Annotated in this window: 28 protein-coding genes; 10 read left to right on the top strand and 18 right to left on the bottom strand. The window is 36.5% G+C overall.

What is annotated here, in order from left to right:
• Nucleotides 1-8 precede the first annotated feature (8 nt).
• Both rsmH and ACZ1GR_RS14140 read right to left on the bottom strand, forming a co-directional pair.
• Nucleotides 9-917: a 16S rRNA (cytosine(1402)-N(4))-methyltransferase RsmH gene (gene rsmH, locus ACZ1GR_RS14145; protein ID WP_472609564.1), complete on the bottom strand. Its 909-nt coding sequence runs from the start codon at nt 915-917 to the stop codon at nt 9-11.
• Entirely contained in the window at nt 904-1,362 is a 459-nt protein-coding gene (locus ACZ1GR_RS14140) for a division/cell wall cluster transcriptional repressor MraZ (protein WP_377767232.1), read from the bottom strand. The genes rsmH and ACZ1GR_RS14140 overlap by 14 nt, the downstream gene beginning before the upstream one ends.
• Before the next feature lie 234 nt (nt 1,363-1,596).
• Here ACZ1GR_RS14140 and ACZ1GR_RS14135 point away from each other — a divergent pair, with 234 nt between their 5' ends.
• The 4 genes from ACZ1GR_RS14135 to ACZ1GR_RS14120 all read left to right on the top strand — a co-directional run bounded on the left by ACZ1GR_RS14135 (nt 1,597) and on the right by ACZ1GR_RS14120 (nt 4,707).
• Entirely contained in the window at nt 1,597-2,361 is a 765-nt protein-coding gene (locus tag ACZ1GR_RS14135) for an alpha/beta fold hydrolase (RefSeq protein WP_472609563.1), read from the top strand.
• Nucleotides 2,362-2,366: 5 nt separating this feature from the next.
• A complete protein-coding gene (yihA, locus tag ACZ1GR_RS14130; protein WP_472609562.1) occupies nt 2,367-2,984 on the top strand; it encodes a ribosome biogenesis GTP-binding protein YihA/YsxC in 618 nt (205 codons plus the stop codon).
• 90 nt (nt 2,985-3,074) lie between these two features.
• Nucleotides 3,075-4,202, top strand: coding sequence for a helix-turn-helix transcriptional regulator (locus ACZ1GR_RS14125; RefSeq protein ID WP_472609561.1), 1,128 nt, complete (start codon nt 3,075-3,077; stop codon nt 4,200-4,202).
• A 115-nt stretch (nt 4,203-4,317) separates the two neighbouring features.
• Nucleotides 4,318-4,707, top strand: a complete 390-nt coding sequence (locus ACZ1GR_RS14120; RefSeq protein WP_472609560.1) for a hypothetical protein — start codon at nt 4,318-4,320, stop codon at nt 4,705-4,707.
• A gap of 48 nt (nt 4,708-4,755) precedes the next feature.
• Here ACZ1GR_RS14120 and ACZ1GR_RS14115 read toward each other — a convergent pair whose 3' ends face one another.
• Nucleotides 4,756-5,130, bottom strand: a complete 375-nt coding sequence (locus tag ACZ1GR_RS14115; RefSeq protein ID WP_472609559.1) for a GTPase — start codon at nt 5,128-5,130, stop codon at nt 4,756-4,758.
• An 89-nt stretch (nt 5,131-5,219) separates the two neighbouring features.
• On the opposite strand from ACZ1GR_RS14115, the gene ACZ1GR_RS14110 reads away from it, so the two are divergent.
• Together ACZ1GR_RS14110 and ACZ1GR_RS14105 are read left to right on the top strand one after the other, a co-directional pair.
• Nucleotides 5,220-5,699, top strand: a complete 480-nt coding sequence (locus ACZ1GR_RS14110; protein WP_472609558.1) for a hypothetical protein — start codon at nt 5,220-5,222, stop codon at nt 5,697-5,699.
• Nucleotides 5,700-5,701: 2 nt separating this feature from the next.
• Nucleotides 5,702-6,286, top strand: coding sequence for a DUF1287 domain-containing protein (locus ACZ1GR_RS14105; RefSeq protein WP_472609557.1), 585 nt, complete (start codon nt 5,702-5,704; stop codon nt 6,284-6,286).
• 1 nt (nt 6,287) lies between these two features.
• Here ACZ1GR_RS14105 and gldC read toward each other — a convergent pair whose 3' ends face one another.
• Nucleotides 6,288-6,623, bottom strand: a complete 336-nt coding sequence (gene gldC / locus ACZ1GR_RS14100) for a gliding motility protein GldC (RefSeq protein WP_377767242.1) — start codon at nt 6,621-6,623, stop codon at nt 6,288-6,290.
• Nucleotides 6,623-7,594, bottom strand: coding sequence for a gliding motility lipoprotein GldB (gene gldB / locus ACZ1GR_RS14095; RefSeq protein WP_472609556.1), 972 nt, complete (start codon nt 7,592-7,594; stop codon nt 6,623-6,625). The genes gldC and gldB overlap by 1 nt, the downstream gene beginning before the upstream one ends.
• Before the next feature lie 65 nt (nt 7,595-7,659).
• Here gldB and nadE point away from each other — a divergent pair, with 65 nt between their 5' ends.
• Together nadE and ACZ1GR_RS14085 are read left to right on the top strand one after the other, a co-directional pair.
• Nucleotides 7,660-8,463 carry an NAD(+) synthase gene (nadE, locus tag ACZ1GR_RS14090; RefSeq protein WP_472609555.1) on the top strand — a complete coding sequence of 268 codons (804 nt, stop codon included), beginning with the start codon at nt 7,660-7,662 and terminating at the stop codon, nt 8,461-8,463.
• Nucleotides 8,464-8,614: 151 nt separating this feature from the next.
• Nucleotides 8,615-9,244, top strand: a complete 630-nt coding sequence (locus ACZ1GR_RS14085) for a response regulator (RefSeq protein ID WP_377767246.1) — start codon at nt 8,615-8,617, stop codon at nt 9,242-9,244.
• 53 nt (nt 9,245-9,297) lie between these two features.
• Here ACZ1GR_RS14085 and dnaG read toward each other — a convergent pair whose 3' ends face one another.
• On the bottom strand, nt 9,298-11,274 hold the full coding sequence (gene dnaG, locus ACZ1GR_RS14080; protein ID WP_472611824.1) for a DNA primase: 1,977 nt from the start codon (nt 11,272-11,274) through the stop codon (nt 9,298-9,300).
• 72 nt (nt 11,275-11,346) lie between these two features.
• Between dnaG and ACZ1GR_RS14075 the strand changes: the two genes are divergently transcribed.
• A complete protein-coding gene (locus ACZ1GR_RS14075) occupies nt 11,347-11,589 on the top strand; it encodes a zinc-ribbon domain-containing protein (RefSeq protein WP_472609554.1) in 243 nt (80 codons plus the stop codon).
• Here ACZ1GR_RS14075 and ACZ1GR_RS14070 read toward each other — a convergent pair whose 3' ends face one another.
• The 10 genes from ACZ1GR_RS14070 to rsgA all read right to left on the bottom strand — a co-directional run bounded on the left by ACZ1GR_RS14070 (nt 11,590) and on the right by rsgA (nt 20,552).
• Entirely contained in the window at nt 11,590-12,669 is a 1,080-nt protein-coding gene (locus ACZ1GR_RS14070; RefSeq protein ID WP_472609553.1) for a coiled-coil domain-containing protein, read from the bottom strand.
• Nucleotides 12,670-12,750: 81 nt separating this feature from the next.
• A complete protein-coding gene (locus tag ACZ1GR_RS14065) occupies nt 12,751-13,491 on the bottom strand; it encodes a hypothetical protein (protein WP_472609552.1) in 741 nt (246 codons plus the stop codon).
• A 38-nt stretch (nt 13,492-13,529) separates the two neighbouring features.
• Entirely contained in the window at nt 13,530-14,093 is a 564-nt protein-coding gene (locus ACZ1GR_RS14060) for an RNA polymerase sigma factor (protein WP_472609551.1), read from the bottom strand.
• 85 nt (nt 14,094-14,178) lie between these two features.
• A complete protein-coding gene (locus ACZ1GR_RS14055; protein WP_472609550.1) occupies nt 14,179-15,156 on the bottom strand; it encodes a polyprenyl synthetase family protein in 978 nt (325 codons plus the stop codon).
• Between the two features lie 135 nt (nt 15,157-15,291).
• Entirely contained in the window at nt 15,292-16,332 is a 1,041-nt protein-coding gene (rlmN, locus tag ACZ1GR_RS14050) for a dual-specificity RNA methyltransferase RlmN (RefSeq protein WP_377767254.1), read from the bottom strand.
• A gap of 82 nt (nt 16,333-16,414) precedes the next feature.
• Complete coding sequence (queA, locus tag ACZ1GR_RS14045; RefSeq protein WP_472609549.1) at nt 16,415-17,464, bottom strand: tRNA preQ1(34) S-adenosylmethionine ribosyltransferase-isomerase QueA; 1,050 nt, start codon at nt 17,462-17,464, stop codon at nt 16,415-16,417.
• Nucleotides 17,465-17,549: 85 nt separating this feature from the next.
• On the bottom strand, nt 17,550-18,779 hold the full coding sequence (locus ACZ1GR_RS14040) for a 3-phosphoshikimate 1-carboxyvinyltransferase (protein WP_472609548.1): 1,230 nt from the start codon (nt 18,777-18,779) through the stop codon (nt 17,550-17,552).
• A gap of 44 nt (nt 18,780-18,823) precedes the next feature.
• Nucleotides 18,824-19,150 (bottom strand): nucleotide pyrophosphohydrolase, encoded by a 327-nt coding sequence (locus ACZ1GR_RS14035; protein ID WP_472609547.1) that lies wholly within the window; start codon nt 19,148-19,150, stop codon nt 18,824-18,826.
• Nucleotides 19,150-19,602 (bottom strand): D-aminoacyl-tRNA deacylase, encoded by a 453-nt coding sequence (gene dtd, locus ACZ1GR_RS14030; protein WP_472609546.1) that lies wholly within the window; start codon nt 19,600-19,602, stop codon nt 19,150-19,152. The genes ACZ1GR_RS14035 and dtd overlap by 1 nt, the downstream gene beginning before the upstream one ends.
• 2 nt (nt 19,603-19,604) lie before the next feature.
• The gene (gene rsgA, locus ACZ1GR_RS14025; protein ID WP_472609545.1) at nt 19,605-20,552 is read right to left on the bottom strand and encodes a ribosome small subunit-dependent GTPase A; all 948 of its coding nucleotides are present in this window, start codon (nt 20,550-20,552) and stop codon (nt 19,605-19,607) included.
• Between the two features lie 106 nt (nt 20,553-20,658).
• On the opposite strand from rsgA, the gene ACZ1GR_RS14020 reads away from it, so the two are divergent.
• On the top strand, nt 20,659-21,471 hold the full coding sequence (locus tag ACZ1GR_RS14020; protein ID WP_377767263.1) for a hypothetical protein: 813 nt from the start codon (nt 20,659-20,661) through the stop codon (nt 21,469-21,471).
• Nucleotides 21,472-21,538: 67 nt separating this feature from the next.
• Here the strand turns inward: ACZ1GR_RS14020 and ACZ1GR_RS14015 are convergent, their stop codons facing one another.
• Both ACZ1GR_RS14015 and ACZ1GR_RS14010 read right to left on the bottom strand, forming a co-directional pair.
• On the bottom strand, nt 21,539-22,621 hold the full coding sequence (locus tag ACZ1GR_RS14015; RefSeq protein WP_472609544.1) for a chorismate mutase: 1,083 nt from the start codon (nt 22,619-22,621) through the stop codon (nt 21,539-21,541).
• 124 nt (nt 22,622-22,745) lie between these two features.
• Nucleotides 22,746-23,606, bottom strand: a complete 861-nt coding sequence (locus ACZ1GR_RS14010) for a prephenate dehydrogenase (RefSeq protein ID WP_472609543.1) — start codon at nt 23,604-23,606, stop codon at nt 22,746-22,748.
• Nucleotides 23,607-23,608 lie beyond the last annotated feature (2 nt).

Genomic DNA, 23,608 nt, shown 5'->3' with positions numbered 1-23,608 from the left:
AACTATTCTTATCTACGTTCTGCTATACGCAGCTTTGCACTTCTTGCTCTATTATTCTTTGCAATCTCCTTTGCCGACGGAACTATTAATCCACCAACTTTTTTTAAGGGCACATTGGTGTTTCCATAAAAATCCTTTTCCGCTTCGCCTTCAAATCGACCATCTCTAATAAATCTTTTTACAAGTCTATCTTCTAAAGAGTGGTAACTCATCAAACTCAATCGTCCTCCTTTATCCAACATTTCAGGGGTTTGCAACAAAAACTCCTTTAATACTTCAATTTCTTGGTTAACCTCAATTCGAATAGCCTGATAGATTTGTGCCAAAATTTTGTTCTCTTTCATCTTTGCCAAAAAGGGCTTCAAAACAGTCTTTAATTGATCTGTTGTTTTGATTCGATTTTCGTTTCTTGAATCGACTATCGTTTTAGAAATAGCCGCTGCGTTACGCAGCTCGCCATATTCGAACAGCACTCTTGCCAGTTCTTCTTGTGGGTAGTTGTTAACCACATCATAAGCTGAACGTCTGTTGTTTTTACTCATCCGCATATCCAAATCAGCATCAAACCGTATTGAAAATCCACGTTTAGCCTCATCGAATTGATGCGAAGACACCCCAAAATCTGCCAAAATTCCATCAACTTTTAGAATGCCATAGAACTTTAAAAACTGTCGTAGAAACCTAAAATTCTCATTAATCAATACGAATCTGTCATCATCAATCGCATTCTCTAGTGCATCTTCGTCTTGATCAAAAGCATATAGCTTTCCTTTTTCGCCCAGTCTTTTTAATATTTCTTTGGAGTGACCGCCACCCCCGAAGGTGACATCAACATACACTCCATTTTCTTTTATATTCAACCCATCTACCGACTCTACAAGTAGAACAGGATTATGGTACGATTCACTCGTCGACATCAAAAATGTTTTCGGCCAATGCCTCGTAATCTTCATCTGACATTGACTCTAGTGTTGCCTCATATTGCGCCTTATCCCAAATCTCAATCTTATCATGAGAGGCATTTAAAACCACTTCTTTTTTAATACCGGCGTACTCGAAAAGATTTTTCGGAATTTGCAATCGCCCTGTATCTTCATCGACAGGCACTTCTTTTAAACCTGCGGTAAATCGCATTAAGAACAATTCAAATTGCTTGCCTCTACCACCCTTTTTCATCACTTTTTGCATCACCTCGTCAAACTTTACCCTTGGATGAAGTTCTAGGCAGGTTTTGAATACGGCACGCTTGATAACAAACTCATCCTTGATATAAGGGAAGAGCTTATTTTTTAACGAGGTAGGAAGGTTAATTCTCCCTTTCGCATCAGCTTTGCATTCGTATTGTCCGACGATTGAAGTCAACTAAAAGTGTGTTAATTATAATTAATAACTCAAATATATAGATTTTATTTGCAGATATTTCCACAAAAATCCACTTTGTTAATAAATTTTCCACTCCGAAATAAATAAATTCCACCTTTTCAAAATAAAAAATGGTCATCTTAGACAGATTTCACGACTTTTAAGAACTGCGGAACGAAAGATTTTGAATGATATGAAATGCCTATATTTGCCGTTCTTGACCAACTAACTTAGATGGAAGACCAAATTATTTCTGAAGGCAAATACAGATACATAGAAATTGGTGAAGGCACCCCTATAATTATACTTCACGGACTAATGGGTGGGCTCAGCAATTTTCATGGTGTCACCGATTATTTTCCTAAAAAAGGATATAAAGTTTTGGTGCCAGAGCTACCCATCTATGACATGCCAATGTTGAAGACCACAGTCAAGAATTTTGCGAAGTTCTTAGAAGGTTTTATAGAATTCAAGGGCTTAAAAAATGTCATTCTTCTTGGAAACTCATTGGGGGGCCATATTGGTTTACTTCACACTAAAATGTTTCCTGAAATGGTCAAGGCCTTAGTGATTACGGGAAGTTCTGGACTCTATGAAAGCGCAATGGGCGACGGTTACCCAAAAAGAGGAGATTATGAGTTTATAAAGAAAAAAGCGCAAGATGTTTTTTACGACCCTGAAGTTGCGACAAAAGAAATTGTTGATGAAGTTTTTGCAACGGTAAACGACCGTATGAAATTGGTCAAAACCTTGGCGATTGCCAAAAGTGCCATAAGACATAATATGTCTAAAGATTTACCTAAAATGAAAACCCCTACCTGTATTATTTGGGGAGAAAATGATAGCGTTACGCCACCAAACGTTGCCAAAGAGTTTCATGAGCTTCTACCTGATTCAGATCTTTTTTGGATAGAAAAATGTGGTCATGCCCCAATGATGGAACACCCAAATGAATTCAATACGATTTTAGAATCTTGGTTGAACCAACGTAATTTCTAGCCAAAATGAAAATTACCTCAGCTGAATTTGTAATGAGTAATTCAGATGTGGCCAAATGCCCTAAGGAGCCGCTGCCTGAATATGCTTTTATCGGACGTTCTAACGTAGGTAAATCATCACTCATTAATATGTTGGTTGACCGCAAGAGTCTTGCTAAAACATCGGGCAGACCAGGAAAAACACAATTGATCAATCATTTTAAAATCAACCAAAATTGGTTTTTGGTCGATTTGCCCGGTTATGGTTACGCACGGGTCAGTAAAAAGGATAAAAAAGTATTTCAGAAATATATCACAGCCTATTTTGAAAAGCGAAAACAACTTGTATGCTCTTTTGTACTGGTAGACATTCGTCATGAACCCCAACCCATTGATTTAGAATTTATGGAATGGTTGGGCGCTAACGGGGTCCCATTTGCCATAATATTTACCAAGGCTGACAAACTAAAACCAGGGGCAATAGAAAGACACGTAAACACTTATCTAAACTTGCTTCTAGAAACCGCATGGGAAGAGGCCCCGCCTCACTTTGTGACCTCATCTTCAAATCGCATGGGAAAAGAAGCTTTATTGTCATATATCAACGATATTAACGAGAGTTTTTTTGGTAAAAAAAATAGCTAAATCCTTTTTATTGCAACAGACATTATCCATTTCTCTGTTTTTAAATTGATTAGTTTTAGATTTCTTTTTTGAAATGCTTATTTTCAATTAATGATGGATACTACAACGACCCTAATCATAATTTTACTATCAATTGGTTGTGTACAAGGGGTCATTTATGGAGGCATCTTACTTAAAAGCACCAAAGAGAACGCGCAAGCAAATAGATTGCTTGCGACAATTTTATTTTTTCTCTCTTATCGTCTGTTGGTTCAAATACTGCGATTGTTTGGTTTAGGGCGTTATGATATCTGGTATTATTTCATGCTAGATTTTAGTTGGATACATGGTCCCCTATTATATTTTTATTTAAAATCGCATATTGCCCCGAACTTCAAGTTTCAAAAGAAAGACCTATTACATTTTATTCCTTTCGTAGTTCAAATTGGCTTTAGCATCTTCGTACGTTTACAAAACCTATATTGGGAGGGCTCCAGAGAGAGCCTTTCTTGGCTGGGCTACTGGGGCTATGTAGTTTGGATGAACCTTTCAACTATTTATTTTGTCGCTAGTATTTTAATTATCATTTATACCACCAAAGCGCAACGACTAATGAAATCAACAGACCTAAAAGCAGCTATATCCAGCGGCAATATGGACTGGCTTAAAAGGGTTTTAATGGCATTCAAAGTTTATTTTTCGCTGGTATTGGGCATTCTTTTGGTAGACTTCATCTTTATAAATAATGCTCGGTTTACTTCATATTTTTATTTTACCCAATTTTATTATTATCCATTTTTCATAGGAATTGCAGGTCTCACCTATTGGTTGGGCCTTGAAGGTTATAAAAGAAAAGACTTTAAAAATTTAAAAGCTAGAATCTCCAACGAAGAACTAGCACAGTTAACACTTATCGAAAAAGAGTTAGAGCTTACCATGAAAAAAAACAAATGGTTCAAAGATCCAGAACTAACTTTAAGTGTTTTGGCGTCAAAAATGAATATTAAACCCTACTTATTAACCAAATGTCTGAACACCGTAAAGCAAAAAAAATTCGCGGATTATATCAATCAGTTGAGGGTAGAAGAATTACAACTTTTATTGCAACGACCAGAAAATTCCAAATACACACTTTTAAGCTTGGCTTATGAAGCTGGCTTCAATTCCAAGTCCTCCTTTAATAGAGCGGTTAAAAAACATTTGGGCATTTCACCTAGTGAATTAAAAACATCTTTTTAAGGTTCAATTTTTTATTTGACACCCCTACCTGTTTTTAAAATGGTTTCAATTTTAAAATTGGAGCGCTATCTCCTGTACGATAACCTAGGTTTGATCAAACAAAAAAATATATATCATGAAAACAACAGTAGTAGCAATCATTTTTTTCTCTTTAATGAATTCAGCTTTTTCGCAAAAAGCCATGGACGCAAACACTAATGTTCTCTTAGGAGAATGGAAATTAGATATGAGCCCGCAAGATAAAAGTGACTCTAATTTTGCCATTATGCGTATTACAAGTGTCGACAATAAAGAGATGAAGGGTACTTTTTATCGAAAAGGTGTTGCACTTAAAAATGGCAAAATTAATACGCAACTGGGCATTATCTATGGCGCATTAACCTCTGGTGATAATTCTGGGCAGTACAATACAGCATTCTACTTTGAAAATGGCAAGCTATATGGCACGACTCACGCATTAAACAGGGGGTTTTTATCAGTTTGGGTAGCAGAAAAAGTAGAATAAGAGACTCTATTAAGATTAGCTCCTCTTTTCCCTGATCGGAATGGGGAGCTATGTTCGTTCTTTTAGTAATCTAATTAAGCCATATGAGGTTTTTAAACCATCCATTTCTTCTTTTGAAATTAATACTTCGAGACCATTACCACCTTCAATGAGTACAATCGGAAACTCGAATTTATAGCCGAATTTACTGGCATATTGCTTAGCAAATTCATCTTTATGGAGAAATACCATTTTATGTTGGTAATTCTGTCTAAACTTTTTCCATGTTCGATTTTCAGAAACTACTCCGTATATAATATCACATAACTTACAATCATAAGTTGAAGGACTAAAAACCTTTTGCATACTATCCATGAACGCATTTCTTGCACCCGAATTGGCGTTATACACAAAAACGAGTTTTTGTTGGGTTTTCTTTTTCATCGAATAAAAATACATTGGTTTATTCTCAATTTAACATCTAAAGCTTTAATTTCCATCAAGTAAATCCAAATTAGAAAACTAACAGGCAAATGACAGCGACTTCTCCAAGAAAAATAATCAAAACCCATTCAATCATTCATTTTGGCATGTTGGCCGGTCCACTTCTAGCTGGAATTTTTTTTTACCTAAATACAGAAGTAAATGCTAATGGCTCTCAAGAAGATATTTTTATTTATATATTCCCGCTTATTGCCCTGGTAGGAATTTTTACAAGTAAAGTTGTCTACCGCACTTTTTTAAAACCGCTAAAACAAAAAGAACATCTACGTGACAAATTAGCCGGACTACAATCAGCTTCACTCATTCAATATGCTTTAATTGAAGGGCCTGCATTTCTTAATATTATATGGTTTGGTCAGACAGGTAATCTTTTGTATTTGACTATCGGCGGGGTCTTATTAATTTATCTTTTTATCCTTCGGCCCACAAAAACTAAGATTGAAAATGACCTAGAACTAAAAGGTGAGCATAAAAGACAGTTCGATAGATTTGACGAAGCCATATCATAAAAATGAAAAAACAGAAGATACTCGCTTTATTATTTTTTATACACTGCTGCTTTATGTTTGGCCAAGAGCTTTTCTATGAAAAACTGGCCGATTCTGCATACATACTTACCAAAGACAAAGTAATCTATGACCCGAGTTATTTTTCTATTTCATATCCGAATGGAGATATTCCTGCCGCAAAAGGTGTTTGTACAGATGTCATCATTAGGGCCTATCGAAAATTGAATATCGACCTTCAAAAAGAGGTTCATGAAGATATGCGTGCAAACTTTAATGCATATCCTAAAATCTGGGGCCTAAAACGTACCGATACAAACATAGACCATAGGCGGGTACCCAACTTAATGGTTTTCTTTGAACGCTTTGGGAAAACAAAACCTATCTCAAATAAAGGAGAAGATTACCAACCTGGCGATATTGTATGTTGGAATTTAGGTGGAGCAATAACCCATATTGGGCTAGTAAGCAACCAGAAATCAAGTGATAGAAAGCGATACTTGATCGTTCACAATATCGGAGCTGGCCAAGTGTTACAAGACTGCCTTTTTGATTATAAGATTATTGGGCATTACCGTTATTCAAAGTAACTCAACTCTTAAGCTCAAGTTTTTCAGCGAAATAATCACAGAAATCCTTCATAGTAGCAGTCATCTTTTCGTCTTGCGTGGCTTTCATAAAAGTGTCTGCCATGGTTACCAAAGTTTGATGAAAAAAGGTTTTCATTTCATCGACGGGCATATCTTTTGTCCATAAATCAATCTTTAAAGACTCTTGATTTTTGCTATCCCAAACCGAAAGCATCATCGCTTTTGCACTTTCGTTATCTATACCGCCATCTTCCGCCGACCATGTGAGTTGTTCTGGAACCCTGTTTTCGTCAAGCCCGACTTTTAATCTTATTTCTGAAGTATGTGCTACTGCCATTATCTTTTTGGTTTGTAATTTGATTTTTTAAAAATATCATCCGCTGGTAAGCTAAGTAATTGTGTTGGGCTAATATTCGGGTTTTTGTCCATAAACGCCCTAACAATCTGCCATCCCATATAACGCCCTAATCTGCCCGGTGATTCGCTATCCAATTCTAATCCAAATTTAGAAAAGGGTGCTGGGTCTAAAAACCTGCGGTCTAGTTTAGCATCGGTACTATATAACAACTCTTCTTCAATAAAATGCCGCCAAATCTGCTCCTCATTAATTCGTGCCCAATCTAGCTCCTCTTTGGTATATCCGATTTTTTGATAGTCCTCCGTATTTGGTATGAGCCTATCAATTAAATACAACTCTTTACCATAGTATACCATTCTAGATAGAAAAGAACGGTTTCTAGGATATTTGTTTACACGCTTGGCTAAAGCATTTGCAATATTTGATGTTAAATAGTCTTTATCCAATCCTTTTGCGACATAATTCGGTAAACCGGAATAGAAATAATGTTCTTCACCCAAATAGTTATCTAGCCCCAAAAGCAACAAAGAATCTGCCAAAATCACCCGATCATTATAGTTTACATCAGAAATTACAGTAATCACCTTTGGAGGATAAAACCTTGGAAAATAGTATTTAAAGTGTTTAAAAAGCGACTCGATATCTTCTGACTCGTCTTCAAAACTTCTGAATACCTTATTTACCTCTTCTTCCAGCTCTATTTGTAGAGTATCGGTTAATTTGGCAATCCAAACACTGTCTGAGTATTGCTTAGGAAACAAATAAGGGTAGCTGGCTTTAAGTTCTGGGATATCCTCCGACGTGGCACCTGCGAACAACCTATCGAAGCGAATAAGCTCAACATCCATAGCTATGGCATTAATCGCCTTTTCGTTTTTATCTTCCTCTTTACACGAAAAAAATAGCCCAATAGTGATAAGAATTAGAAAGTATTTTTGAAACAACTTCATTTTTTACCTTTCAGGGTTTAATTTTACAAGGCACAAAGGTAAATTTTTGACTTTAAAAGAGAACTATGCAAACTGAAAAGGTAATAGAACATATTGTTAATTGGCTAAAAGAATATGCAGTAAACGCAAAATGTAAAGGATTTGTCATTGGGGTTTCAGGGGGTATCGACTCTGCAGTAACCTCAACCCTTTGCGCCAAAACAGGGCTTGACCTTTTATGTTTAGAGATGCCCATACATCAGGGTAAAAACCAAGTGACCAGAGCTGACCGGCATATTGCTTGGTTAATAAAAAATTTTAATAGCGTAAATAGGCAAAAGGTCGAACTCACTCCCGTATTTGATAGTCTGGTCGATGCATTTCCAAAAGTTGAAAAAGAAGAAGACCGATTTATGTCATTAGCAAATACACGTGCACGACTACGAATGACCTCACTTTACTATTTTGCGGCACTAAAGGGTTACCTAGTAGCAGGTACAGGCAATAAAGTAGAGGATTTTGGCGTTGGGTTCTATACCAAATATGGTGATGGCGGAGTAGATTTAAGCCCCATTGCAGATTTACTGAAGTCTGAAGTTTACGAAATAGCAAAGGTGTTAGGAGTTAACCAAGAAATTATAGAAGCGGCACCCACAGATGGCCTTTGGGGTGATAGTAGAACCGATGAAGATCAAATAGGCGCAAGTTACCCAGAATTAGAATGGGCGATGGCGATGGATGACCAAGGAAAAACGGCCGATGATTTTTCCGACAGGGAAAAAGTAGTCTTCACAATCTATAAAAAACTAAATACTGCCAACCAACATAAGATGATTCCTATACCTGTTTGTGAGATTCCGGAAACGTTAAAAACAACCACTCAACTATAAATCAGCGTAGTAAAACGAATAAAAACCATAAAATTTTATGGTTTTAATAAAAAAAATGAATCTTTGTTCGACTATTTTAGCTATATTGCCCTGCCTTTGTTGTAAGGAATTGATTACTAAAAAGTTTTAACAAAAAATAAAACCTACTATAATGATTAAAGTTTTAATTGCAGACAGTCACCCTGTAGTAAGATTAGGAGTAAAGCAAGTTCTGGAAGCTGCTTCTGGTTTTGATGTGGTTGCCGATGTGTCTTCGACTTCTGAACTTTTTGAAACTTTAGAAAAAGTTTCTCCCGATGTCGTAATGCTAGAAATGGATATTCCCGATATCAATGGTATTGCCACTTTAAGAAAAATGAAACAAGAATTTCCTGAAGCCAAAGTACTGATGTTCAGTGGACAATCTGAAGATGTTTACGCTTTAAGTAGTATTCGTGCCGGGGCGTTCGGTTACCTTTCAAAAGCTGCCGACATAGAGTACATTGTGTCGGCCATCAAAAAAGTTGCTGAAGGAAATATGTTTATTACAAACGAATTAGCACAGCGCTTAGCTTTTGACGAAGGCTCACAAAAGCCAAGAAGATTCTTTAGAAAATTATCTACCAGAGAGATTGAAGTATTAAAACTTCTTGCAAGTGGAAAACGTAATAAAGAAGTTGCCGAAGGTTTAAACCTTAACGAAAAAACAGTTAGTACGTACAAGGCAAGGTTAATGCGTAAGTTAAACGTAGACAACTTGGTTGATTTACTTCAGCAAGCAAAAGCGTTGGAATTGTACTAAGAAAATAGCATTCAAGATGTACAAAAACCCCAACTTACTGGGGTTTTTCTTGTTTAAGAAAGTACTCTATTCAGCTTTGCATTCAACAGTTTATTTAGCTGCAAATAATTCATAATTTCTTCTACGACTTCTTTGTGTTCATAACCTCTATTTTCTTCCGTATCTTTTTGTAAGTGAGCAATTCGGTTTTTGATAAGATTGCACCTTAACGTAAGAATGGTTTCTCCAACCAATTGTGCAATACTATTTTTCTTATCCTTTGGATAAATATCTTTGCGCTCCCAATCATGCAATATATATCGCTCTTCATCCATAAGAATTGAGGATACTTCTTGCACTATATCTTGATCGAGCTCTGACAAAAAAGAATTGATAGAAAAATCCTCGTTTTCATTTAAACCTTCTATCAGTTTATAATAGACCGTTCTAAAACTATCATTGGTAAGTTCTATTTCATCTTCTTGAAGATCTAAATACACTTTTTCGTAAACCTTTGCCTCTATAACTTCGGGGGCCAAGATTAAATCACCTTCTTCATTTTCTTTTAACACCAAATCTTCGAATTCTTCCTTTTGGCTTCCGTACAATAATAAAAGTTCTATTATTTTTCGCTCCAATTCATATTGCACATCTACTTTTTCGACCACCCGGTCATTTTTGACCACTTCAAAGGCTCTTTGCTCTTGCTTGTTTTTTTTATTCGCATCTGCAGCTCCTTTTTTGTCAATCTGCGCTAGTGTATTATACAAGACTTCTTCAGAAATTTGCATAATCTTGGCACATTCTTGAATGTAGATTTCTTTTTGAATCTGATCCGGAATCTTAGAAATGCTATTTACGATGTCACGTACAGTATCCGCTCTTTTTATTGGGTCGTTAGCAGCCTCTTCGGCCAGTAGCGATGTTTTAAATTGAATAAAATCCTTAGCATTTTCTTCCAAATAAAGAACTACATCTTCATAAGCATTGTTTTTGGCAAAACTATCAGGATCCTCACCTTCTGGAAAAGAACAAACCTTTACGTTCATCCCTTGCTCTAAAATCAAATCGATACCACGGAGTGAAGCTCTTAGCCCAGCTGCATCGCCATCAAAAAGAACCGTAATATTCTTGGTTAGCCTATTTATCAAGCGAATCTGCTCAGGGGTCAAAGCTGTACCACTAGATGAGACAACGTTTTCGATTCCCCTTTGATGCATTTGAATAACATCGGTATACCCCTCGACCAAATAACACCTATCTTCTTTTGCGATGGCTTTCTTGGCATAGTAAATACCATAGAGCACCTTGCTTTTATGATAAATATCACTTTCTGGGGAGTTTAAATATTTAGCGGCCTTTTTATCATTGGTAAGTATTCGACCTCCAAAACCCAGAACACGCCCGCTCATCGAATGGATGGGAAACATTACCCTACCTTTAAATCTATCAAATTTTTTGGTTTCGCCTTCAGCGTGTTCTTTTACAATAGTAAGTCCGGTTTTTACCAAGTACTCTAATTGATAACCATTGTCAAGAGCACTTTTTGTAAAAGCTTCCCATTCATTAGGGTTAAACCCAAGACCAAACTTCTTTATGGTTTCATCCGTAAATCCGCGCTCCTTAAAATACGAAAGGGCAATTGCCTTACCAGGCTCGGTTTCCCATAAGGTTTTTATAAAATATGTATTGGCATATTCAGAAACCAAGAACATACTTTCGCGCTCGTTGGCCTGTTCTTTCTGTTCATCGGTCTGCTCCGTCTCCTCGATTTCAATATTATACTTTTTAGCCAAGTATTTAATTGCCTCGGGGTAGGTGAAGTGCTCATGTTCCATTAAAAACGCCACCACATTGCCACCTTTTCCGCTACTAAAGTCTTTCCAGATCTGCTTAACTGGCGACACCATGAAACTAGGTGTTCTTTCATCTGAAAATGGACTCAGCCCTTTGAAGTTAGAACCTGATTTTTTTAATTGTACAAAATCACCAATGACCTCCTCTAAACGAGCGGTTTCATATACTTGGTCAATGGTGGTTTTTGAAATCATAAGGCTTCCGCTAGTCCCTCGCATGGAGGGAAGTTTTAATTCTGTAAATTACAAACTCAAATGTAATGAAAAATGATTCTTTTCTTTGGCACAAAAACTGGAAAGCCATCTACTAAAATATTACAAAACACCACATGTCCTCACTGTTCTCAGATTAAGACTTTAACGGTAACAGTGCGACCCAACCTGTTTCACTTGTTCTGGATACCCTTATTTAAAATAGGAACATCCCGCTATGCGGAATGCTCCCATTGTAAACGTGTATATTATAATAAGGAATTTAGTACCGAGATGCTAGAAGAAATCTCAAATTAGTTATAAATCAAATCGAAGTCCTAAAGAAATGTTCCGTTGCTTTACAGCTGCATCTTTAAATATCGGGTTTAAATCATACTTAACATAAAGTAACGTTCCACCAACCCCGGTATAAGCACTTAACCCATATATTAAATCGCTTGTATTGTAATCTCTCTTAAATTTATCTTTGACCCGCTCCCCATTAAAATCATACTTTAATTTTTGACGCGTACCAATATTGAATCCACCATAAGCCCCTATACCAAAGCGAAATTGTTTATATATCGAATACCGTATTGTTTTCTCAGTTTCCTTAAACTTTGATGGCCCAAATTCAAAATGTACTGGAAAGACCAAGTTATCCATCCGTAGTTTAGACTTCCTCAATTGTAAATCAAATTCTTGTAGTTCAGTTTGGTCTCCATTTTCTACAAAAAATTGGTTATCATTTGGTTTTAGACCATTAAACTGGAATGAAAAACCATAGTTCAATCTCATAAAATTAGAATTCTTAAAAACTCTTGTGCGCCATTGCACGCCCAATTCAAAAAACCGACTACCTCCAATTTTATATGGTGAATCGTCTAAAGACTGGCCATCAATTAAAGCATTATTAAGACCAATCGCCATTACAAAGTCAGAATAGGTTCGTCGATCATATTTAAGCTCTCGTTTCCAGTTTTTAGTACTAAAAAAGATTTCTTCAAATGGTTTTCCATTCACGTCGATGCCTATTCTTATCTGATCTTCTACATTTGGATCTCCACTTGTATCGCTCAAAACATCCCCGTCATTTCTTTCTAACAATGCGATTTTATTATCAATAATGGCCAATCTATTATCAATATTCAATGCCCTTTTTTTAGCTGCCTCAGCTTTTAAGGTTTCTGCTTCTGAACTTGAAATAGAACCACGTTCAACCCGCTTATTGATTTCTTCCACCTCTAATTTAAGCGCTTTCTTTTCTTGTTGGGTGATTTTTTCTTTTTGTGCCTTTAGAGTTTCTATTTTCTTTTGATAATCACTGCTTTGAGCTACCACACTCTGGATTAGAAAAAATAACAGCAAGCTTACTAAAATGGTTGTAACGTTTTTCATGATGATTTTGATTTTATGCCCCCTCATAACCTCCCCCAAAAGGGGAGGAATTTAATTGGGAGTTTTTGATTGATGAATAATTTATTGGTTTCGGTCAGCTACTGCGGTGCGTGCCTTAAAAAAACCTTGTTTTAATTTTTCAAAGATTTTATTTCTAAAAGATTGGTCTAACTCAATCTCAACTTCATTGAGTAAGGCCATGGCATCTACTTTACCATCTTGTTGAAACAAGCGTTCTTTTAAAACATCTTGTTGAGCGCTTCTTAAAAGGGAGTCAATCTCTGCATCTGTAACCTGGTTGGCCATACTTTCGAGATTAATTACCGTAGCAAGTACTTCCTCAACTTTTTTATTGATAATCAAATCTTCGGCTTTTGTACTCACAAAATTGTCTTTAACTACTTTCTCTTTGTCAGATAAAGGTTCCACAACAGCTAAACCCTTGTCACTTTGAATGACTTCTTCCTTAATAGGACTAGTCACCGGATTCGCTCGGTTACTTTCTTCGACAATTTGAATGTTATTCTTCTCGTTACTGGTCACTACAATATCAGTTTGTTCATTACTTTCAGAATTACTATCCTTTTCGCTTTCAACATTTACTATTTGAGTAGCAGATTCATTATTCTGTGTATTAAAGAATACCACCGAGATTACCAGAAGACCTATTAAACATGCCGCAATAGCATACCAATAGCCATCTCTGCTACTTTTTTGAACGTCAGCGCCCAGAGAAGACTCCACACGCTCCCAGGCTGTGGTGCTTGGCGAAATCTCACGTTGCTCCAACTTTTCTTTTATATGTTTTTCTAATTTTTCCATATTATTTTATAATACTTCGACGGGCTCTGCATGGCATCTCAGTATGATACTTTTTTTGTTATTCCTTTTAATCTTAAATTTTCTTGAAGCAATTTTCTTGCTTTGAATAATTGCGACTTTGAAGTTCCTTCTGAAATTTCTAACATCTTGGCAATTTCATGATGTTTATACCCTTCAACAGCATAGAGCACAAAAACCATTTTATATCCTTCAGGCAAAGCATCTATGAGTTGCTGTACCCCTTCAACATCGATTATAGAAGCTGAATTACTCTCAAATCGCTCATTTTTATCCACTATTTCGTCATCAAAAACCACAAACTGTTGTTTTCTCAAGTACGATATGCTTTCACGAACCATTATTCTACGGATCCAACCTTCAAAACTTCCTCTATGTTCAAAAGCGCTCAAATTTTTAAAGACCTTTACAAAACCGTTTACCATGACATCTTCTGCAAAATGCACATCCTTGATGTACTGCCTACAAACACTTAACATTTTAGGAGCAAATTTTTCATAAATAGTGCGTTGTGCATCTCTATTGCCAGAGATTGCCTTTTTAAGCAATTGCTTTTCATTACTATAAAATGAAATAATTTTCAAAAGTTCTCGGTTTGTATTGTACGTGCTAAATGGACGCTTCTATAAATATAGACGCAGGAAGATTTAAAAAGGTTGCCCTGGGTAGTTATTTTTTTCTATCCACCACGTAATTCACCATTAACATAAGTGCTCTCTTATATTCGGAGTCTTCGTAGTTATTCAACAAAGACAAGGCTTCATCCTTAAATTGAAGCATTTTTACCACGGCATAATCCAGCCCACCTTTTTCCTTCACGTAAGCAATGACCTCTTTGACGCGTTTCTTGTCTTTGTTATGATTTTTTATGGAGTTGATCAACCAACGCTTTTTATCTTTAGAACTATTGTTCAAAGCGTATATCAAAGGAAGTGTCATTTTTTGCTCCTTTATATCTATACCAGTAGGCTTGCCAATACGTTCGCTGCCATAATCGAATAGATCATCTTTTATCTGAAATGCCATACCGCACAATTGCCCGAATTTTCTAAAAACAGCAACCTCTTCTGAATCTGGTTTTACCGAAGCTGCCCCCATACTGCAACAAGCAGCGATAAGTGTAGCAGTTTTTTGCTTAATGATATCATAATAAACTTCTTCGGTAATATCAAGGCGTCTGGCTTTTTCAATTTGCAGCAGCTCGCCTTCGCTCATTTCTTTTACCGAATTGGAGATAATCTGCAATAAGTCATAATCGCCCTTTTCTAAAGCTACCAGTAATCCTTTTGAAAAAAGATAATCGCCCACCAAAACAGCGATTTTATTTTTCCAAAGTGCATTAATAGAGAAAAAGCCGCGGCGCTTGTTGCTGTCATCTACGACATCGTCATGAACCAAACTAGCTGTATGTATCAATTCAATAATTGAAGCTCCGGTATAAGTTCGCTCAGAGACTTGGCCCTTGTTCAAAAGCTTGGCCGTTAAAAAAACGAACATGGGGCGCATCTGCTTCCCTTTTCTATTTACGATGTAGTAGGTAATTCTATTAAAAAGTGCAACTTTAGAGGACATTGAGCCACGAAACTTTTCTTCAAAAAGTTCCATCTCATTTTCAATGGGCTCACGTATTTGCGCTACAATTTTCAATTATGGAGTCGGACTGGACTGCTTTGGTTTGTACATCAAAAGTAGCGAAAAAGGTAGAGCTGTATGCAGTTGGATTGTAGTTTTAAGACGAATAACAAAAACTAGCGTCAAGAATTTAGGCAATCGATCAAAAACTCAAGATTTATTGGCCAATTGACCACATGCCGCATCAATATCTTTACCACGAGAACGTCGTATCGTAACAGTAATTCCATTAGCCTCTAAAGTTTTTTGATACATTTCAATAGCACTACTTGATGCCTGTTGAAATTCACCATCGTCAATAGGGTTATATTCTATAATGTTCACTTTAGAAGGGGCAAAACGACAAAACTTAACCAATGCATTTACATCTGCTTGAGTGTCATTAATTCCGTTCCAAACTACATATTCATAAGTAATTCTATTTTTGGTCTTAGCATACCAATATTCAAGGGCTTCCCGTAAATCTTTAAGAGGAAAGGTTTCGTTAAAGGGCATAATCGAAGTTCTCACCTCATCTATAGCTGAATGTAAGGAAACCGCAAGGTTGAATTTCACCCCATCATCGGCCATTTTTCTAATCATTTTGGGCACCCCTGACGTTGAAACCGTAATTCGCTTAGGAGACATACCCAAACCTTCTTTTGAAGTAATTTTTTCTATGGATTTAAGAACATTATTGTAATTCATTAAGGGTTCTCCCATGCCCATAAAAACGATATTGCTCAACGGCCTATCAAAATACAATCTGCTTTCATTGTCAATGACTACAACTTGATCATAAATTTCATCAGGATTTAGATTGCGCATTCGTTTTAATCTAGATGTGGCACAAAATTTACAATCTAAACTACAACCTACTTGACTAGAAACACATGCCGTAGTTCTGGTAGCTGTTGGTATTAAAACGGACTCTACAATTAAACTATCGTGAAGGCGTACCGCATTTTTTATGGTACCATCAGAACTTCGTTGCATTTGATCAACCTTAATATGATTGATGACAAAGTTTGCCGCTAACATATCTCTCGTTTCTTTAGAAACATTGGTCATCACATCAAAAGAATGAGCAGCTTTTTGCCATAACCATTCGTAGACCTGATTACCACGAAAAGCCTTATCCCCTTGGGAAACAAAAAAATCTCTCAACTGATCTTTTGTAAGTGCGCGTATGTCTTTTTTATCTTGTTTCACTTTAACAAAGGTAGGAAATGAAAAATCCCGACTACATCGGGATTTTTCTAAATTCTCACTCTCGTGGGAATGTTAGTATTATTTAGATGATTAACATCGCATCTCCATAAGAGTAAAAACGATACCCTTCTAAAATAGCCTGTTTGTATGCTTTTTTCATCAAATCATGACCCACAAAAGCTGAAACCATCATTAACAAAGTTGATTTCGGCAAATGGAAATTGGTAATCATAGCATTTGCAATACTAAAATCGTACGGAGGGAATATAAATTTGTTTGTCCACCCCTCAAATGTATTCAATGTATGGTCAGAAGACACGGCACTTTCCAGTCCGCGCATTACTGTAGTGCCAACCGCGCAAACGCGTTTTTTTCTTTTCTTGGCATTATTAACAACCTCCGTGGCTTTTTCGTCAATCACCAATTCTTCACTATCCATTTTATGCTTTGACAAATCTTCGACCTCAACTGGATTAAAAGTTCCCAAACCTACGTGAAGCGTAACTTCGGCAAAATCAAGTCCTTTAATTTCCAATCTTTTTAAAAGATGTTTTGAGAAATGTAAGCCGGCGGTAGGTGCAGCAACTGCACCTTCATGCTTAGCGTAAATAGTTTGGTACCGCTCCTCATCTTCTGGGGTAACATCTCTTTTGATATATTTTGGTAGGGGTGTCTCACCTAACTGTCTTAATTTTCTTCTAAAATCCAAGTAAGAACCATCATATAAAAAACGGAGGGTACGGCCTCTTGAAGTTGTATTATCGATAACTTCAGCCACTAGGCTTTCATCATCTCCGAAATACAATTTATTACCAATTCTTATTTTACGCGCTGGATCCACAAGCACATCCCAAAGGCGCTGTTCTTCGTTTAATTCGCGTAGCAAAAACACCTCAATACGTGCTCCTGTTTTTTCTTTATTCCCGTAAAGTCTTGCAGGAAAAACTTTTGTATTATTCAACACCATTACATCACCCTCATCAAAATAATCAATCATATCCTTGAACATTTTATGTTCAATTTTACCGGTTTCGCGGTGAATGACCATCAATTTAGATTCATCTCTGTTTTCTGCAGGATATTCGGCCAATAATTCTTTTGGAAGGTCAAAATTAAAGTTTGATAATTTCATGAAGTTCTATTTGGATTTTTCAAAGATGGCAAATATACAATCTAGAGGCAGGGGTTGTCAAGCAATTACCCAATTAATTCAAAAATTAGATTTCTCGCACTTCCATTCCAATAGCTTTCATATCCTTCCAGAAATCCGGATAGGATTTGGACACCACCTCGGCTTCGTTAATACAAAGATTAATTTTCAAAGCAATTGGAGCAAAAGCCATGGCCATTCTATGGTCATTATAGGTGTCAATGGCAACATCAGGAGTTAAATTTTCACTAGCTGTTAAATTTAAACTTTCAGCTGTCAATGCAACTTTTCCGCCTAATTTTTCCAACTCGGTTTTCATAGCGGCCAATCTATCTGTTTCTTTAATGGGGAGTGTATGCAAACCTGTAAGATGGCAGTCCACGTTTAAACCAAGACAAGTTACAGCGATTGTCTGTGCGATATCGGGCGCATTTTCAAGTGCAAATGCCACTTTCTTTTTTACAACTTCCCTTACTTTTTTAAGTACAATCTGATTTTCTAAAAATTCGGTTTCTACGCCAAACTCTTTATAGATTTCACTAAGAATACTATCTCCTTGCAAAGAGTTTTTTTTATAGGCGGATAGCTTGATTTCGCTCCCCACTTTCGACAATGCCGCAATACTGTAAAAATAACTAGCTGCACTCCAGTCTGATTCTACAACCAAATTGGCTTTTTCAACTTTGGTCTTAGGTTTCACTCGAATTATATTCTCAGTAAATTTGGTTTCTATGCCCACCCCATTAAGTAAAGCCAAGGTCATATTAATATAGGGGACAGAGGTTATTTTACCTATCAATTCAACTTCAAGACCATTTTTTAAGCTTGGAGCAATGAGTAACAATGAGGATATATATTGGCTACTTATATTCGCAGGCAAGCTTACTTTAGAGCTTGTAATAGCAGTACCTGTAATTCGTAATGGTGGGTAACCTTCGTTATTAACATATTCGATTTTTGCGCCTAAACTTCTTAAGGCATCTACAAGTACTTTAATGGGGCGCTCTTGCATTCTTTTTGAACCAGTAAGCACTACATTTTTCTGCTCTTGTGATGCAAAATAGGATGTAAGAAACCGCATTGCGGTCCCGGCATGATGAATATCTACTTCTCCATCAGCTATTTTTAAGCCTTTAGCCATGACTAGAGCATCATCTGAATTGGAAAGATTGTCTATGTTAATATTTGAGAAAAGAGCCTGAAGCAGAAGTAATCTGTTGGTTTCACTTTTAGACCCTGTAATCTCAATTGCAGACTTTAATAGATTATCCGAAGGAGCGGAAAGATGAAGTTTCAAAATTGTCTTGTTAGATTGGTAAAACTAAAAGCTCAAATATAGGTTTATTTGAGCTTTTCGTTGTTGTGATGACGGTCGTGATCACGTTTTGTTTTTAAATCTAACTTTTTATCAAATGCCTGTTGTAAATCTACCCCCGTTTGATTGGCAAGGCATAAAACAACAAAGAGCACATCTGCCAATTCTTCGCCTAGATCTTTGTTCTTATCAGATTCTTTTTCACTTTGCTCACCATACCTACGGGCAATGATACGAGCTACTTCACCGACCTCTTCGGTTAGTTGCGCCATATTCGTAAGCTCGTTAAAATAACGAACGCCATGTTCCTTAATCCAAATATCGACTGCTTTTTGAGCGTTTTCTATGTTCATTATTCTCTGTTTTTGGTATCAATTATAATAGTCACCGGACCGTCATTTAATAAATCTACTTTCATATCTGCACCAAAAACACCGTTGCCGACTTTCTTCTTTAAATCTTGTTCTATTTGTGCTATAAAACTTTCATATAATGGAACTGCTAGCGCTGGTTTTGAAGCTTTTAAATATGAAGGTCGATTTCCCTTTTTAGTGCTCGCATGTAAGGTAAATTGACTGACCACAATGGCATCTCCGTTTACGGCTAAAAGAGAATTGTTCATCACCCCATCTTCATCGTTAAAAATTCTAAGGTTTACAATTTTATTGGATAGCCATTTTACATCATCTACAGAGTCGGCGTCTTCAATGCCTATTAAGATTAATAATCCCGTAGCAATTTCTGACACTAAATCTTTGTTCACGGTCACACTCGCCTTAGAAACTCGCTGTATAACTGCACGCATTCTTATTCTTTATAAATATCAACTCGATAATTCTCATCTTCACCGTTCACCATTTGCACATAACTACGATACCTGCTCCAAGTCAATTTATTCTCATCTAGGGCATCTTTTACAGCACATTTGGGCTCATCTATATGCATACAATTATTGAACTTACATTCTGATTTAAGTTCAAAAAATTCAGGAAAATAATCACCGATTTCCTCCTTCTCCATATCAACGATTCCAAATCCTCTGATACCAGGGGTATCTATAATTTGAGCTCCAAAAGAAAGGTCATACATCTCAGCAAATGTCGTCGTATGCTGACCTTGTAAATGTTGTTCTGAAATTTCGGCCGTTTTTAGATGAAGACCCGGTTCTATAGAATTGACCAAAGTGGACTTACCAACCCCGGAATGACCTGAGAACATACTTGTTTTATCCATCATCATTGCTTTTACTTCTTCAACACCTTTACCTTCTTTAGCAGAAATTGAAATGCATTTGTAACCAATCGCTTCATAGGTTTTCATCAGAAAATTAATTTCAGCTAGTTCTTCTTCATTGTAAGCATCGATTTTATTGAACAGTAAAATCGCAGGTATTTCATACGCTTCTGCCGTGACCAAAAAGCGGTCTATAAAGCTGGTAAATGTTGTCGGGTTGTTGAGGGTTACCATCAAAAAAACCTGATCTAGATTAACCGCAATGATATGTGTTTGTTTAGATAAATTTACCGACTTTCTTATAATGTAATTCTTGCGTTCACGAATCTCATGAATAACACCTATCGTTTCGTCTCCCTTTTTTTCCAATTCAAAAAGAACATCGTCACCTACGGCAATCGGATTGGTACTTTTAATACCCTTTATACGAAACTTTCCTTTAATTCTACATTCGTAAAAATCACCATCAATAGACTTGACGGTGTACCAACTTCCTGTAGACTTATACACAGTTCCGCGCATTAAACACTTTATTATTAACAATACATACAATAACAAAGAAACGACTTTCTTTTTATTCCTTTTTATAGTATTATTGAATACTAAATAATTCAAAATCAGCTTTACAATGAAACTTAAAAATCTATTTTTTACTTTTTTACTCTGTGCCTTTTCCAATTTTATTAGTGCACAAGAGGTTATTACCAATGAAAGCATTATTCAAATGATGGAGCTTGGTTTTGACGATTCTATGATCATAGACAAAATATACACCTCAGATGTAAAGTTTGATGCTTCAATAGCTGGATTAGGAGCTTTGAAGAAAGCGGGCGCGTCTTCAGAGGTACTTTCTCTTGTTATGGAAAAGTCAAAACAAAACACAAAATCTAAAACCGGTATTTATTTTGTAAACCAAGATGGAGAAAATGAGTTGATACAACCTGCCGTTTTTTCCGGAAAAAACAGTAATCAAGTAGCTCAGAAATTAGTTTCGGGCTTTATTAACGCCAAACAAAAGGCACGATTGCCAAGAACTAAGAGCAATAACGTTATTAAAACCAATAGACCAGAATTTACTTTTAAATTTAATCCTGCAACGACAGAGGTTGATAATCTTCAAAACACCCAAGGTAACCAGGCTGGGCTTTTAAATTGGTGGTTTAGAGTTGCAAGTAACCCTAATGAGTTTGTTTTAGTACAACTTAAGGTTAGGGAAAAGCAAAATCTTAGAGAGGTAATTACTGGAAAAAGCAATTGGCTTTCTAGCAATGAAGGTGTTGACCCTAAGCTCGCCATAGGTTTTGATATTGAAGAAATTGAAGGGAATGTATTTAAAGTAACACCAACCTCTCTTGAGCCAGGAGAGTATGCTTTCTTGTATCAAGGACAAGTACCTCAAGGAAGACAGAATCAATCTGTTTTTGATTTTTCGATACAATAGACAAAATATTTATAACTAAAAAAAGCCTCGGTAATTCCGGGGCTTTTTACATAAACTCAAGTTTTGGCTAGGCCTTAACTATCTTTTCTTGATGGTTAATCGATTCTTGGTGAATCGCTTTGAACATTCGAAGTACGAACTCTTCACTCAGTCCTTTGCTTTCACCTTCTAAAATCATAGCGCCCAAAATTTGATTCCAGCGATTCGATTGCAAAACTGCTACATTTTTCTCCTTTTTAAGCTTTCCTATGCTATCGGCAATTTTCATTCGCTTTCCTAAAGTTTCTATGAGTTGATTATCAACCACGTCTATCTGGGCTCTTAAATTGCTCAGTTTTGTATTGTATTCCGCCTCTTCATCGGTTTCTTTTCTAATTCTCAAATCTTTCATAATCTGAACCAATTTAGTTGGGGTCACTTGTTGCGCTGCATCACTCCATGCATTGTCAGGGTCGTGATGTGTCTCGATCATCAACCCGTCAAAGTTTAAATCCAGAGCAGTTTGCGAAACATCAAAGATCATGTCGCGCTTCCCTGTTATGTGAGAAGGATCGTTAATTAGCGGTAGGTCAGGAAATCTATTCTGAAATTCAATCGCCAGTTGCCATTCCGGAATGTTACGATATTTAGTTTTCTCGTAAGTAGAAAAACCTCTATGGATAGCCCCCAACTTTTTAATTCCTGCTGTATGCAAACGTTCTATACCGCCCAACCACAAGGCCAAATCTGGATTTACAGGATTCTTTACCAATACAATCTTATCGGTACCTTCAAGAGCATCTGCCAATTCTTGCATAATAAAAGGACTCACTGTTGATCTTGCGCCAATCCATAATAAATCGATGTCATGCTCTAAAGCCAATTCTACATGATTGCGGTTAGCGACTTCGGTAGCTGTTTTCAAACCAGTCTCCGCTTTTACTTTTTGAAGCCACTTTAAACCCAAAGCACCAACACCTTCAAAATTACCAGGTCGCGTTCTGGGCTTCCATATTCCTGCGCGGTAATAGTTAACATCGGTATCTTTTAAATCATTTGCAATACGCAATACTTGCTCTTCAGTTTCCGCACTACATGGCCCTGCTATCACTAGTGGATGGTCTAAACCCATATCATCCAACCATGTTCTCATTTCTTTAGTATTCTCCATTACTTCTTTTTTTGATGAAGGTTAAAAAAAGGTGAAGGGTAAAGGTTTTATTTAATTCACCAATTGTAATCTTCTGCTTTTAATTAATTGTTTTTATTACTAGACTGATTATACTTGTTTGAAATCACTTTTTGTTCAAAGGAATTCCGTTTAAGATTTGTTTTATTTTATTAGTGCTATTCATTTCATTGTAGATTCCATCAAAATCATTCTCTAAAAGCATTTGCTTGAACTTCTCTAGATTTTGAATATACTCATCAAGGGTCTCAACAACATTTTCCTTGTTCTGCTCGAAGATGGGTGTCCACATCGCCGGCGAACTCTTTGCCAAACGTACCGTGCTTTCAAAACCCGATCCTGCCATGTCAAAAATATCACGTTCATTTTTTTCTTTTTCAATGACAGTCTTTCCTAACATAAATGAACTGATGTGTGACAAATGGGATACATAGGCAATATGCTTATCATGTGCGTCAGAATTCATATAGCGTATGCGCATACCCATATCTTGAAAAAGTTTCAAGGCAGTTTCTTGAAGTTTAAAAGCAGTCTTTTCAACCTCACATATGATATTTGTTTTTCCATCATATAAATTTTCAATAGCTGCTTCGGGCCCTGAGTATTCAGTTCCGGCAATGGGGTGACATGCTAAAAAGTTTCTTCGCTTCGGATGATTCTCTACCACCTTACAAATCAAAGATTTTGTAGAACCAGCATCGAAAACGACGGTTTCTTCACCTACCCCATCTAAAATTTTTGGTAGTTCGGTTACCAAAGCATCCACAGGAATAGCAATAATTACCATATCTGCGTTTGGCAAATCACTATAGTCAGACTTCTCATCTATCAACCCCAAGGATAGTGCCGTTTCTAGATGTGTTGAATTAACATCTATTCCATAAATTTGACTTCCTGGACGGAGTTTTTTAAGGTCTTTGGCAAAAGACCCTCCTATTAACCCAACACCAATTATTACTACTTTCATAT

It is taken from the genome of Croceitalea sp. W27 (genome assembly GCF_055693185.1).
Note: the sequence above shows the minus strand (reverse complement) of the source record. Positions and strands in the feature narration are given on the sequence as shown.